The sequence below is a fragment of the Citrobacter sp. H12-3-2 genome (assembly GCF_009649895.1).
Classification (GTDB): domain Bacteria; phylum Pseudomonadota; class Gammaproteobacteria; order Enterobacterales; family Enterobacteriaceae; genus Citrobacter; species Citrobacter portucalensis.
This window is the reverse complement of the sequence record NZ_CP045837.1, coordinates 3873499-3887226: the sequence shown is the minus strand read 5'-3', so window position 1 is coordinate 3887226 and position 13728 is coordinate 3873499. Positions and strand designations below refer to the sequence as shown.

Here is a 13728-nt window from a genome sequence, read left to right as displayed (position 1 = left end):
GGATGTCATGAGATTCTCGGCGTTATTCGCGACCAGTATGTTACTGCTAGGTGGCATGGCGCAGGCCGACACCAAACTGGTCGGCGGCGATATGTATTTTCACGGCACCATCAGAGCCCTGGCCTGCAGCCTTGCACCGGGAGGCGACAAAATCGAGGTCGATTTCAAGCAAATCGCGACACAGGATCTCTATCTCTCGGGGCGCAGTAAGCCGGAAAAATTCAGCATCCAGTTACGCGACTGCAACCCGGAGGTTTTCCGTGGGATCTCGGTTACCTTCAGCGGTCGTGAGGATGCGGAGCTGACCGATCATCTGGCGCTGGATAGCAGTGAACAAGGCGGTGCGTCAGGGATCGGGATTGGGATGAGCGAAGAGGACGGCACGGCAATCCGCCTTGATGAGAGCACGTCAGTCAAAGAGATAACAGAAGGCTCGATGACGCTGAATTTCTTGGCGTGGGTCGCAGCGGAGCCATCGGCGATAAAAAATCAGTCTCTCGAATACGGTCCGTTCAGCGCCAGCGGGACCTGGACGTTGAACTACCAGTAGCATGATGAACGTACTGAATCGCATTGCGCCGCTGCCTGCGCAGAAATTATTGCTCGGTATTAGTCTGTTTTTCTGGTGTGGGGCCATGCATCTCTACTGGCCGAACAACGGCGGCAGCGGTCTGTCGTTGCCGCTTAATATTACGAGCTGGATCTACGCTGTTGTACTGGCTGCAAGCGTATTGATGCTGGTGCCTCGTCAACGCTGGCGCATCACTGTGCCCGCTGCGGGTTTTACAGTCGGGGCGTTCATCCTGACGTTGCTTTGCCTGCTAACGCCTGATGTCTGGCAGGCCGAGGCACTGCTGGTGGCGGGGGCGTTACTGGGCGGTGTGAGCGTCTATCTGGTCACATTACAAATTCCGCTCACGGCAAACACCTTAACGGCACTGCTGGCTCTGCTATGGGGAGCGTGCGTCATTGAATGTCTGGCGTTTGTCTATCAGTACTGGCATTTGCCGGGCGTTGAATACTGGGAGTTTGCCTGGCGGCGCGGTACGCGACCCTACGGGATATTTCAGCAGGTCAACCTGATAGCCAGCTTCACGGCATGCGGTGTGCTGCTGTCAGCGCCGCTCTTTTTACGTCTGCACCGCGGGTATCGAATTGCCATTGGGATAGGCCTGGTAATGATGGGATTTGTGCTGCATGAATCTCAGTCGCAAACCGGCTACCTGTCTCTGGTAGTCGGTGAAGTGCTGCTGCTGGCGGTTTTCCCGGCGCAATGGCGCACGCTACTGCTGCTTCTACTGCCGCTGGCGTTAGGCGTGGCGATAGGGGCCACGGCCCGCCATTTTTTGTCTGTGGTCACGGTCGATCATCTGACGACTTCTCAAGTGCGCTGGACGGTGTTGAAAACGTCGCTGGCATTATTTGCCGAACGCCCGTGGATGGGGTGGGGCGTGGGCAGTTTTGCTGCCGTGTTTCTCGAACGCGCGGGGCCATTGGGGCTGGGCAGCATTTCGCATCCGCACAACGAACTGGTGCTGTGGTTGGTGGAGGGTGGTCTGGTTGGGCTGGCGGGGGCACTCTGTTTTATAGCGGGTGGTTTATGGCTCTGGCTGCACGGTAATTGCTGGCGTCGCACCAGCCTGGTGGCGGCACTGCCGGTGGTTATTCATATGTTGACGGAATACCCCGTCCGGCAGTCAACGCCACACTGGCTGCTGTTGATCCTACTGCTTCGATGTGCAGACAGCGCGCGAACGGGAATACGCCTGGCGCTTACGTCAACGTCGCTGATTCGCGCGGCAGGGTTTATCTCGTTACTGACCGTCGCGCCATTGCTGCTTCTCACGCTGCACACGCAACAGCAATTGACGCTGGCGGAGAGGCAGTCAACGCAGTGGCATCTTGCCGAACAGTTCCCTGTAGGAGGCTGGCTTCTTACCAGTCGCTATCGGTTTGATGTCCAGATGGGGTATCTGCAACGGTATCAGCGTACCCGGGACGTACGTTGGCTGGAGGCAGTTCGCCACTGGGCGCCTGACTATGTGCGCGTTCACCCAGACCCTAATGTCTCCTTCACGCAAATCTTACTGGCGTTGCAACAGCGCGACCTGGTCGAGGCGCATCGTCTGGCGACGCACTTTTGCCTGATATACCCAAACGATCGCCGTATCCCGTGGCTGCAGGATGCACGACGTCCTTTTAATAAAATAATGGAATGATATGAACAGTTTCAGCGAACAGGCCCGTTATGTGCCAGAACTTCCCCGCAACGCCGAGCTGCTGCGGATCACCGGGATCCGTTTGCAGCGCATTCATTTTTTTGATGACGCATCGCTGGATGTCTGTGAGGTGTTAAGTCAGGTACGCACACCGCTCCCACTGGATTTGTTTTTCAAGCACCTTTCCATCACGGCAAAACAGCAGCTTTTTCTATGGCAAATGCAGCGGGTGCTGGCCCTCTCTGGAAGCTATTCGCTGAATTTATCCGTCAGGATGCTGACCAGTCTGTCATGGATCACACGTCTCACAAAGCAGGTGCATCAGGGGAGGATTGTTATTGAAATTCAGGATCCGGGCTCCATGATGCGCCTGGATAAGGCAGAGCAGCAGGCCGTATGCATTGCCGTAAAAACGCTGGTGCGTCACGGGTTTCGCGTGTGGCTGGATGATGTTTCGCCTGAGCTATTTTTTGTCTGGCGGCTGTCGGGCATCCGTTTCGATGCCATCAAAATTGAAAGTGGAATGTTTCATCAGTTCAGAACATCGGAGTGGCAGTTGAGGGTTCTGGTCAATCAATTTCGTGGGCTGGGTGAGCGGGTTGTCATTGAGGGAGTAGAAACGCCACAGGATTATGCCATTTGCCGTATGAGCGGCGCAGATGCTGTACAGGGCTTTCTGTTTGAGCAGGAAATTTTACCGAAAAGCCTGAATCATTGCTGACTCAGGCTCTGACAATTACTCGCTCAGCGTCTGTGCGATATCTTTTTGCACCTGCTGGCGCTGTTCTGGGGTCAGCACTTTGTTCAGGTCAAAATAGTATTTTACGCGATAATAACGCGCCTGCTGTTCGATGTTGCTGAACGCAGAAAGCTGTTTCTGAACGGCAGCTTCATCCCATTTCCCGGACTTGATGACGTCAATCAACGCGCCGTCTTTAACATCTTTCACCGAAATCTGGCTTACGTTGGTTTCAAGCTGCTGGTGCAGTTTTTTAATCTGCGCCACCTGGTCGTTGGTCAGCTTAAGATGCTGAACGACCGGGTCCTGAGCTGGAGCAGGAACATTGGATACGTTTGCTGCAAGCGTACTAAAAGAAGCGCCCGCTAAGGTAGCCGCCAGCAAAGTCATGCGTAAGAAGTTCTTCATTATTGAAATCCTGATAAGGAAATTATCGACATTGTCTGCCACTCGCTGGTTACGAGTGATTATCCTTTGCAGAATACGATGCTCACCGCATGTCGCCACGCGAATTTGTTTTGCGGTTGGTTACGGAGTGAAACAATCCCGCCACAAGAAACGTAGTGCAGCGGGAGTGAAGGCGATAGTTATAGCGTGAACGGGTCGGCGTCCTGCCAGGCGGGAAACTTCTCGCGATACTCGCGCAGCGCTGAGAGTGACAGCTCGGCGTCAATGCGTGTGGCCTGATGCGGCTCGGCGGTGGCAATAATCTCACCCTGCGGATTAATCACCCGGCTGTCACCGCGATAATGATGCCCGTTACCGTCTGTGCCCACGCGGTTACATCCTGCTACATAAGCCTGGTTCTCAATCGCCCGTGCGGCAAGCAGAAGCTGCCAGTGCAGCGAACGCGGCGCAGGCCAATTGGCAACATACAACGCCAGGTCGTAATCGTTGCGATTACGCGACCATACCGGAAAACGCAGGTCATAACAGACCAACGGCAGAATGCGCCAGCCGCGCCATTCAACAATAACGCGCGCGTCACCTGCATGGTAATGCTGATGCTCGTCCGCCATGCGGAACAGATGGCGCTTGTCGTAGAAATGCACATTACCTTCGGGCTCAACCAGAAAAAAGCGGTTTACCGGGCCGCGTTCAGACTGGATAGCAGCGCTGCCCGCGATCAGGGCGTTGGTCTGTTGCGCCTTGGCGCGCATCCAGCTTACGACTTCTTCTTGCGGCAACGATTTATTTGCCGCTTCCATGGCAAATCCGCTGGTAAACATCTCGGGCAACACGATGACATCACGTCCGGCGACGGTTTCCAGTTGTCGGTCAAAATGGCGCAGGTTGGCCGGGCCATCCATCCAGATCAAGGGTTGTTGCAGCAGAGTAATTTTCAAACCAGGCACGATCGAGGCTCCTCGTTGAACAACATTTTGACACTGTAGCATGAGCATTAATGAAAATGTGGCAATAAAAAGCCCCGCATTAAGCGGGGCTAAACGTTGTGCGTATATCGTTATGCGGCTTCGACTTTACGCACTTTCTCTGGCAGCTTTACCGGCTGAGTCGCCAGCTCCTCGGGTTCAAAGTCATCCACGTTGATACTGCGCAGGCGGCTCGCTTCGGCTTTCACCAGAATCGCGGCTTCATCTTTATCAATCAGCCCTTTCGCCAGCGCATTGTGCGCCAGTTCGTCGAGGCGGGTAAATGGCAGGTTTTTACCCAACTCTTTACAGATCCGCTGGTGGATAGGGTCGGCTGCAATGACATCCAGCAGAGCCTCTTCCAGCAAACCAACCGGGTTATGCTCGCTTGGCGTCAGATATTGACCGCGACCAATACGAGAACGAGTAGCACTCGGAACCTGCAAAATCTTCGCGACTTTATGGTCCAGCTTGTCAGACGGTGCGTCGTAGTGGCGACCGGTCGGGAAGATAACCACGTTCAGCAAGCCCGCGACCAGACGGTTCGGGAAGTTTTTCAGCAGATCGTCCATCGCCTGTTCCGCTTTGTACAGCGCATCCTGAACGCCCCAGTGAACCAACGGCAGGTCCGCTTCATTACGGCCTTCATCGTCATAACGTTTCAGTACCGCAGAGGCCAGATACAGCTGGCTTAACACATCGCCCAGACGCGCGGAGATACGTTCGCGGCGCTTCAGGCTACCGCCCAGTACGGCCATGGACACATCTGAAAGCAGGGCCAGGTTGGCGCTCAAGCGGTTCAGGTGCTGATAGTAACGTTTGGTCGCATCACCGGTTGGCGTGCTGCTGGTTAAGCCACGCGTCAGACCAAGCCAGAAGCTGCGCACTTTGTTACTGCCGACGTGACCGATGTGTTTGAACAGCAGCTTATCGAACGCATTCACATCGTTACTCTGTGCCGCAGCCATCTCTTCCAGTACATACGGATGGCAGCGAATAGCACCCTGACCGAAGATCATCATGCTACGGGTCAGGATGTTAGCGCCTTCAACGGTAATGGCGATAGGCGCGCCCTGATAAGCACGGGCGAGGAAGTTGCTTTCGCCAAGCATAATGCCTTTACCGCCAGTGATATCCATGGCATCGATGATTGACTGCTGCCCACGGTGGGTACAGTGATACTTCACGATAGCCGACAGCACCGCCGGTTTTTCACCCAGCATAATACCGTAGGTAATCAGCGACGCCGCAGCATCCATCACGTAGGCGTTACCCGCAATACGCGCCAACGGCTCTTCAATACCTTCCATCTTGCCGATAGAGATTTTGAACTGGCGACGAATGTGCGCATACGCGCCGGTTGCCATCGCGACGGATTTCACGCCGCCCGTCGAGTTAGACGGCAGGGTAATACCGCGTCCCACGGACAGACATTCCACCAGCATGCGCCAGCCCTGACCGGCCATTTTCGGACCACCGATGATGTAATCAATCGGTACGAACACATCTTTACCGAGGGTCGGACCGTTCTGGAACGGTACGTTCAGCGGGAAGTGGCGACGCCCAATTTGTACGCCCGGCGTTGAGGTTGGGATCAGCGCACAGGTAATACCGAGATCTTCTTCACCACCCAGCAGTTTTTCCGGGTCGGAAAGTTTAAATGCCAGACCCAGTACGGTAGCGATAGGGGCCAGCGTAATATAACGTTTGTTCCAGGTCAGGCGCATACCCAGCACCTGCTGGCCCTGCCAGTCGCCCATACAAACTACGCCGGTATCAGGGATCGCGCCTGCGTCGGAGCCTGCTTCCGGGCTGGTCAGAGCAAAGCATGGGATCTCCTGACCACGAGCCAGACGCGGAAGGTAATGATTCTTCTGCTCTTCGGTGCCGTAATGCTGCAGCAGTTCGCCTGGGCCTAACGAGTTAGGTACGCCAACGGTGATCGCCAGGATCCCGGATACGCCGGAGAGTTTCTGCAGAACGCGAGCCTGAGCATAGGCGGAGAATTCCAGCCCGCCGTATTCTTTCTTAATGATCATCGCGAAGAAGCGGTGTTCTTTCAGATACGCCCACAGTTCCGGGGGCAGATCCGCGAGTTCGTGAGTGATCTGGAAGTCGTTCGCCATGCGGCACGCTTCTTCCACCGGGCCGTCAATAAACGCTTGCTCTTCAGCAGTCAGATGCGGCTGAGGATAGTTATGCAGTTTTTTCCAGTCTGGCTTGCCCTGGAACAGGTCGCCTTCCCACCAGGTCGTACCGGCATCAATCGCTTCTTTCTCGGTGCGCGACATCGGCGGCATGACTTTACGGAAACCGCGGAACACCGGCGCAGAGATCATGGATTTGCGCATCGGCGTAAAGTTAAACGGTACGAGGATAATGGCCAGAGGAACCAGCAGCCAGACTGACCACAGGCCAGCCACGCCAAGCGCAGCCGTCCAGGCGAGCAAAATTAAGCTGCTGAGGAATAAGCTCACGCGGTGATAAAACAGAACGCTGAGCAGAACAACCGTAGCGATAATACTCAAAATCATCATAACGAAAAGCTCCCTTGCTTGTAGGAGGTCTGACCACTTGTGATGATATGGTTGTAGTGGATGTAAATTCTTTTAGCAATGTGTTTACAAAATAATTACAACAAAGCTCACATTGTTGCTGTTTTAACCGGCACAAAAAATCAAAAGCCGTAGCCATTCCTGTCTGGATAATTTTCTGTAGTAGGAAATATCAACATGCGTTGTTAAGGTAATGAACGTGTTAATTCTGAGAAATTGTTCCGTTCACTTTGCGTTTATCGCCACTCTGCAGCACCAATATTTGTGAACGTGTTAAGGGTGCTATCGCTGCACCCTTAACAATCCCGGCTCCTTGCGGGAAAATTGTTGCTGCGCAATACCCTCCGCTTATTCCTTCAGGCTACCGGGCCGGGCGCGAGGTAGCGTCCCTGCAAAACGCGCCCTGAGCCAGCATCCATGCTGGCTCTCCCGGCCTTACGGAAACACGTCGGCAATTTTCGGCCGGACCAGCCCACACCTGATCATCTCCGCCGTCTTTTCAAACAGCGAAACAGAAACACCTGAAATTAAGAGAGTTGAAGTGATACCCTCGGTCCGGCTGAAAATTGATGAGGCGATGACGGCTGACCGGGGTCGTCCGCAGGGATGCGGGCGGAGGGGATGGCCTGCAGGGATGCAGGCTCGGCCCCGACCCGAAAGGCAGACGGAATAAGACGAATGAATCGCATAGCGACGATTTTCCCGCCGGGAGCCCGGGTTGCAAGGGTGGTGGCGGTGAGCCACCCTTGCACGTTCACGTAAATAGCGATATCAGAGTAGCGATGAACATAAGGTGAACGTAACCCTGTTCAAAGATAAAATATTCTCCTTGCATGATTCACTTGCAGTCATTATGACCATTCCTGTGGCTTGGACTTCTCGCTGGTAGCGCTATCCGGTACACTGCGTCTTGTCATTTACATTCATGCTGAAGGATATCCTCATGTACCAGGATCTTATTCGTAACGAACTGAGCGAAGCGGCGGAAACGCTGGCTAATTTTCTTAAAGATGACGCCAATATTCACGCCATTCAGCGCGCGGCGGTCCTGTTGGCAGACAGCTTTAAAGCGGGCGGTAAGGTGCTTTCTTGCGGTAACGGCGGTTCCCATTGCGACGCGATGCACTTTGCCGAAGAGCTGACCGGACGCTATCGTGAAAACCGTCCTGGTTACCCTGCTATCGCTATCTCTGACGTTAGCCATATCTCCTGCGTCAGCAACGATTTTGGTTACGATTATGTGTTCTCTCGCTACGTAGAAGCCGTGGGTCGTGAAGGTGATGTCCTGCTAGGCATCTCGACTTCGGGTAATTCCGGTAACGTAATTAAAGCGATTGCCGCAGCGCGTGAGAAAGGGATGAAAGTGATCACCCTGACCGGTAAAGATGGCGGAAAAATGGCGGGCAGCGCGGATATCGAAATTCGCGTGCCGCACTTTGGCTACGCTGACCGTATTCAGGAAATTCATATCAAAGTGATCCATATCCTGATCCAGCTGATCGAAAAAGAGATGGTTAAACCATAAGAAGACGATTGCCGGATGGTGGCTGAAGCCTTATCCGGCCTACATGAGCGCCACGTAGGCCTGTTAAGCGCAGCGCCATCAGGCAGTTCAAGGTTTTAAGGTAGGTGATGTATGTGCGAACTGCTCGGGATGAGCGCCAATGTGCCAACCGATATCTGCTTTAGCTTCACCGGGCTGGTTCAGCGCGGCGGAGGGACCGGGCCGCACAAAGACGGCTGGGGTATTACGTTTTATGAAGGTAAGGGCTGCCGTACGTTTAAAGATCCGCAACCCAGCTTTAATTCGCCTATTGCCAAACTGGTACAAGACTACCCCATCAAATCCTGTTCCGTGATTGCCCATATTCGTCAGGCGAATCGTGGCGAAGTGGCGTTGGAAAATACCCATCCCTTTACCCGCGAATTGTGGGGACGCAACTGGACCTATGCTCATAATGGACAGCTCAGTGGCTATAAATCGCTGGAAACCGGAAATTTCCGTCCGGTCGGGGAAACCGACAGCGAAAAAGCTTTCTGCTGGCTGCTCCATAAGCTGACGGAGCGTTATCCGCGCACGCCTGGCAATATGACGGCAGTGTTTAAATACATCGCAATGCTGGCAGGAGAGCTGCGGGAGAAAGGCGTCTTCAACATGCTGTTGTCTGACGGACGCTATGTGATGGCCTTCTGTTCGACCAACCTGTTTTGGATCACGCGTCGTGCGCCGTTTGGCGTGGCGACATTGCTGGATCAGGACGTGGAAATCGATTTTAGCTCAGAGACCACACCCAATGATGTGGTCACCGTGATTGCCACTCAACCGTTAACCGGCAATGAAACCTGGCAAAAGATTATGCCAGGCGAGTGGGCATTATTTTGTCTCGGGGAGCGTGTAGTTTGATGCCAGTTGCGGCTGAACCACTTCGTGACTCAACGGCTTGCTGACGACGTAACGACCATCGACGACGGAAACGGTCGGTGGTTTACGTGTTTGTTCAAAGTAATCGTATCCCGGCTTTAACTGGGCCCAGAAATCTTTGTAATACGAGAACTTATGGCGTTGCATGTTGGCATCGGTCATGCGGAACGGGTAAATGCTAACCTGTACGCTGGACTGCCCGAACACCAGAGCACCGGTCACAAACTGGAAAATCTCATCAATGCCGTTGTCGGTCATTGCGTAGCAGCCGACGGAAACACAGGCACCGTGGATCATCAGGTACTTACCTTCATAACCGTGTGCGCGGTCATAGGCATTAGGGAAACCAATGTTAATCGCTTTATAGAAGCGACTATCTGGTTTCAGCTGTCCACGTTGTACGCTGTAAAACCCTTCCGGACTTTTGAAATCACCCTGACGCTGCTTCGGACCTAAGCCACCGGAATAATTACAGATCTTATAACTGTCGAGCAATTGATACTGTTCGCCCATCTTGACGTACAGATCTAAGGTTCGCTCTTCTTTGAAGATCTGGATATAAACGGGGGAGCCCATTAATTGCTGCTTATATTCTTTGCTGACAGGCGTAGTCGGGCTGCTGCTGCTCAGCAAACCGGCAAATGAAACGCACGGCAATAAAAGCATCGCAAGAAAAAATGCGATTTTACGCATACTGCTTATTCCTTGATAAAACGATCACACACGCCAGGACGGCAAAAAGAATCCCCAAATCGGATAAATCTGGATCTGGAGCGCTCACATTAGCACCAAGAGAGTTTTTCGCAAGTCTCTCGTGCGGCGTTTACACTTTAGTTTTTCTTTATACGGAAAATTGCGCTTAAAGGCAGTCAGACACTGGCGTATTTTGCTGGTTACTGCGCTTCATTGGATCTTAATCGTGCTGGATGGATAATGGGTCTGGAACGGCCCAGCATTAGGTACAACCAGACTTCTCACAACATAAAAATACTGTATACTTAAACAGTGATGTGGGAGACAAACGATGCGTAAAATCATACATGTCGATATGGACTGCTTTTTCGCGGCAGTGGAAATGCGCGACAACCCCGCCCTGCGCGACATTCCCATTGCTATTGGCGGCAGTCGTGAACGTCGGGGGGTCATCAGCACGGCCAATTACCCGGCGCGCAAATTTGGCGTGCGTAGCGCAATGCCAACGGGAATGGCATTAAAGCTGTGTCCGCATCTCACTTTATTACCTGGTCGTTACGAGGCCTATAAAGAGGCCTCCCGCCAGATTCAGGCTATTTTCTCTCGCTATACCTCGCTGATAGAACCCCTTTCGCTGGATGAAGCCTATCTGGATGTGACCGACAGCACCCACTGCCACGGCTCAGCTACGCTGATCGCTCAGGAAATCCGCCAGACAATTTTTAACGAGTTACAGTTAACCGCCTCTGCCGGAATTGCGCCGGTAAAATTTCTGGCAAAAATAGCTTCCGATCTCAACAAACCCAATGGGCAATATGTGATTACCCCTGCCGATGTTCCTGAATTTCTCAGAACATTACCGTTAGGCAAAATTCCCGGCGTTGGCAAAGTCTCCGCCGCTAAGCTGGAATCAATGGGATTACGTACCTGCGAAGATGTTCAAAAATACGACCTGGCAATGCTGCTCAAACGCTTCGGCAAGTTTGGTCGCGTGCTGTGGGAGCGCAGTCAGGGGATTGACGAGCGGGACGTCAACAACGACAGGCTGCGTAAATCCGTCGGCGTGGAGCGTACGCTGGCGGAAGATATTCACGAGTGGTCGGAGTGTGAGGCGATAATTGAACGGCTCTATCCTGAACTGGAACGGCGTCTGGCAAAGGTAAAGCCGGATCTGCTGATCGCTCGCCAGGGGATAAAACTCAAGTTTAATGATTTTCAGCAGACTACGCAGGAGCACGTCTGGCCGCGCTTAAATAAAGATGACTTAATTACGACAGCGCGCAAGACCTGGGACGAGCGTAGGGGAGGGCGAGGTGTCAGGCTGGTGGGATTACACGTCACGCTGCTGGATCCACAAATGGAAAGACAGCTACTGTTGGGGCTGTGATTCAGAACAATTGCCGGATGTCGGCGTAAACGCCTTATCCGGCCTACAAACCAGCGAGCATGCCTGATGGCAGCGTAAAAACTTTATCCAGCCTACAAACCAGCGTGTAGGCCGGATAAGCGCAGCGCCATCCGGCAATTAGCGCAGAATCTTACTTCGCCGGAATAGACTTCAGCAGTTCAGTCAGCAGCGTCCAGTAATGGCCGACGCTTTCGATATGAACCTGCTCATCCGGGGAGTGCGGACCGGTGATAGTTGGCCCGATGGAAACCATGTCCATATCTGGATACGGTTTCTTGAACAGACCACATTCCAGACCAGCGTGGATGATCTGGATATTCGGCGTTTTGTTGAACAGACGCTGATAGGTTTCACGAACCAGGTGCATAACCGGAGAGTTAGCATCCGGCTGCCAGCCTGGGTATCCGCCTTTTGCCTGGGTTTTCGCGCCAGCCAGTTTACCCAGTGAATCCAGCATGCTCACCACGTAGTCTTTACCGCTGTCGATCAGGGAACGGATCAGGCAGTGAATTTCAACGTTGTCGTCAGTCATGGTGACAACTCCGACGTTCAGAGAGGTCTCTACCACGCCTTTGGCGACGTCAGAGTTGCGGATTACGCCGTTCGGGGTGGCGTTCAGCAGACGCACAAAGCTGTCGCGAGACTGAGCGGTCAGCGCGGCTTTGTCTTGAGTTACGGCATCCAGCAGCAGAGCCAGGTTCTTCTCTTTGGCTTCCAGTTCGTTTTTCAGGATTTCCTGATAGGTGTTGACCAGCGCTTTTAACGCATCAACTTTATCTGCAGCCACGGCGAGGGTGGCAAAGGCTTCACGCGGAATCGCGTTACGCAGCGTACCGCCGTTGAAATCAACCAGACGCAGATCCAGCTCTTCAGCGTGGCCCGCCAGGAAGCGTACCAGCAGTTTGTTCGCGTTACCGAGACCCACGTGGATTTCGCCGCCGGAGTGACCGCCTTTCAGGCCTTTTAACGTCAGCTTAAAGCTCTGGAATCCAGCCGGGATTGCTTCACGGGACAGCGGCAGGTTAGAGGTAAAGTCGATACCGCCTGCGCAACCCATGTAGATCTCACCTTCTTCTTCTGAGTCGGTGTTGATCAGGATATCTGCCTGCAGCCAGTTAGCCTGCAGACCAAACGCGCCATCCATACCCGCTTCTTCGGTCATGGTCAGCAGCACTTCCAGCGGACCGTGTACTACGCTGTCATCAGCCAGAACGGCCAGCGCAGACGCCATACCGATGCCGTTATCCGCACCCAGCGTGGTGCCACGGGCTTTCACCCATTCGCCGTCAATATAAGGCTGGATAGGATCTTTAGTGAAGTCATGCACGGTGTCGTTGTTTTTCTGCGGGACCATATCCAGGTGCGCCTGCAGAACGACCGGCTTGCGGTTTTCCATACCTGCGGTTGCGGGTTTGCGAATCAGGATATTACCGACTTGATCGCGCTCGACGTGGAAACCTTTCTCTTGGGCCCAGCTCAGAATGTGTTCAGCGAGCTGCTCTTCATGATAGGACGGATGAGGAATAGAACAGATTTTGGCAAAAATATCCCATAGCGGTTGCGGGGATAATTGAGACAGTTCAGACACGTTGAGTCTCCTTGGCGATGTCCTACAAAACTTGCTTGCAGGCCACGGGGTTAGCAGAATTAAAAACACCACAAGCCAGGCTTGCGCGATGCGATTGAGAATACCACTTTCTCCGCTGACGGCTAGCATAAAGCATGCAAAAAGAGGCGCGGATTCCGCGAAACACTGGTTTTTAGTGCGTCAGATCTCTATAATCTCGCGCAACCTATTTCCCCCTCGAACACTTTTTAAGCCGTAGATAAACAGGCTGGGACACTTCACATGAGCGAAAAATACGTCGTCACCTGGGACATGTTGCAGATCCATGCACGTAAACTGGCAAGCCGCCTGATGCCTTCTGAACAATGGAAAGGCATTATTGCCGTTAGCCGTGGTGGTCTGGTGCCGGGCGCATTGCTGGCGCGTGAATTGGGTATTCGTCATGTCGATACCGTATGCATCTCCAGCTACGATCACGACAACCAGCGCGAACTGAAAGTGCTGAAGCGTGCCGAAGGCGACGGTGAAGGTTTCATCGTAATCGATGACCTGGTTGACACCGGTGGTACCGCCGTTGCGATCCGCGAAATGTATCCTAAAGCGCATTTCGTCACTATCTTCGCTAAGCCGGCTGGTCGCCCGCTGGTGAATGATTATGTTGTTGATATCCCTCAGGATACCTGGATTGAGCAGCCGTGGGATATGGGCGTAGTATTCGTCCCGCCGATCTCTGGTCGCTAATCTAAAAAGTT

At 53.4% G+C, this 13728-nt stretch carries 12 protein-coding genes; 7 read left to right on the top strand and 5 right to left on the bottom strand.

Annotated features, from left to right (window positions below; translation table 11 throughout):
• Positions 1-7: 7 nt before the first annotated feature.
• The 3 genes from GHC22_RS18570 to GHC22_RS18560 are packed head-to-tail and all read left to right on the top strand — an operon-like array spanning position 8 to position 2940.
• Positions 8-550, top strand: coding sequence for a fimbrial protein (locus GHC22_RS18570; RefSeq protein ID WP_003830815.1), 543 nt, complete (start codon positions 8-10; stop codon positions 548-550).
• A 1-nt stretch (position 551) separates the two neighbouring features.
• Positions 552-2219, top strand: coding sequence for an O-antigen ligase (locus tag GHC22_RS18565; RefSeq protein ID WP_153753702.1), 1668 nt, complete (start codon positions 552-554; stop codon positions 2217-2219).
• Between the two features lies 1 nt (position 2220).
• Positions 2221-2940, top strand: a complete 720-nt coding sequence (locus GHC22_RS18560) for an EAL domain-containing protein (protein ID WP_048236084.1) — start codon at positions 2221-2223, stop codon at positions 2938-2940.
• Positions 2941-2955: 15 nt separating this feature from the next.
• Here the strand turns inward: GHC22_RS18560 and GHC22_RS18555 are convergent, their stop codons facing one another.
• The 3 genes from GHC22_RS18555 to fadE all read right to left on the bottom strand — a co-directional run bounded on the left by GHC22_RS18555 (position 2956) and on the right by fadE (position 6868).
• Positions 2956-3366, bottom strand: coding sequence for a Spy/CpxP family protein refolding chaperone (locus tag GHC22_RS18555; RefSeq protein ID WP_003830819.1), 411 nt, complete (start codon positions 3364-3366; stop codon positions 2956-2958).
• A 179-nt stretch (positions 3367-3545) separates the two neighbouring features.
• Complete coding sequence (locus tag GHC22_RS18550) at positions 3546-4313, bottom strand: amidohydrolase (protein ID WP_048236083.1); 768 nt, start codon at positions 4311-4313, stop codon at positions 3546-3548.
• 110 nt (positions 4314-4423) lie between these two features.
• A complete protein-coding gene (fadE, locus tag GHC22_RS18545) occupies positions 4424-6868 on the bottom strand; it encodes an acyl-CoA dehydrogenase FadE (protein ID WP_003830821.1) in 2445 nt (814 codons plus the stop codon).
• Positions 6869-7829: 961 nt separating this feature from the next.
• On the opposite strand from fadE, the gene lpcA reads away from it, so the two are divergent.
• A complete protein-coding gene (lpcA, locus tag GHC22_RS18540) occupies positions 7830-8411 on the top strand; it encodes a D-sedoheptulose 7-phosphate isomerase (protein WP_003031390.1) in 582 nt (193 codons plus the stop codon).
• 111 nt (positions 8412-8522) lie between these two features.
• Complete coding sequence (locus tag GHC22_RS18535; RefSeq protein WP_003031388.1) at positions 8523-9290, top strand: class II glutamine amidotransferase; 768 nt, start codon at positions 8523-8525, stop codon at positions 9288-9290.
• On the opposite strand, the gene dpaA is transcribed toward GHC22_RS18535, so the two are convergent.
• Complete coding sequence (gene dpaA, locus GHC22_RS18530; RefSeq protein ID WP_003830823.1) at positions 9261-10001, bottom strand: peptidoglycan meso-diaminopimelic acid protein amidase; 741 nt, start codon at positions 9999-10001, stop codon at positions 9261-9263. The genes GHC22_RS18535 and dpaA overlap by 30 nt on opposite strands.
• Positions 10002-10332: 331 nt before the next feature.
• Between dpaA and dinB the strand changes: the two genes are divergently transcribed.
• A complete protein-coding gene (dinB, locus tag GHC22_RS18525) occupies positions 10333-11388 on the top strand; it encodes a DNA polymerase IV (protein ID WP_003830824.1) in 1056 nt (351 codons plus the stop codon).
• 151 nt (positions 11389-11539) lie between these two features.
• Here dinB and pepD read toward each other — a convergent pair whose 3' ends face one another.
• Positions 11540-12997 (bottom strand): cytosol nonspecific dipeptidase, encoded by a 1458-nt coding sequence (pepD, locus tag GHC22_RS18520; protein WP_008783788.1) that lies wholly within the window; start codon positions 12995-12997, stop codon positions 11540-11542.
• 261 nt (positions 12998-13258) lie between these two features.
• Between pepD and gpt the strand changes: the two genes are divergently transcribed.
• A complete protein-coding gene (gpt, locus tag GHC22_RS18515) occupies positions 13259-13717 on the top strand; it encodes a xanthine phosphoribosyltransferase (RefSeq protein WP_003031380.1) in 459 nt (152 codons plus the stop codon).
• Positions 13718-13728: the final 11 nt, after the last annotated feature.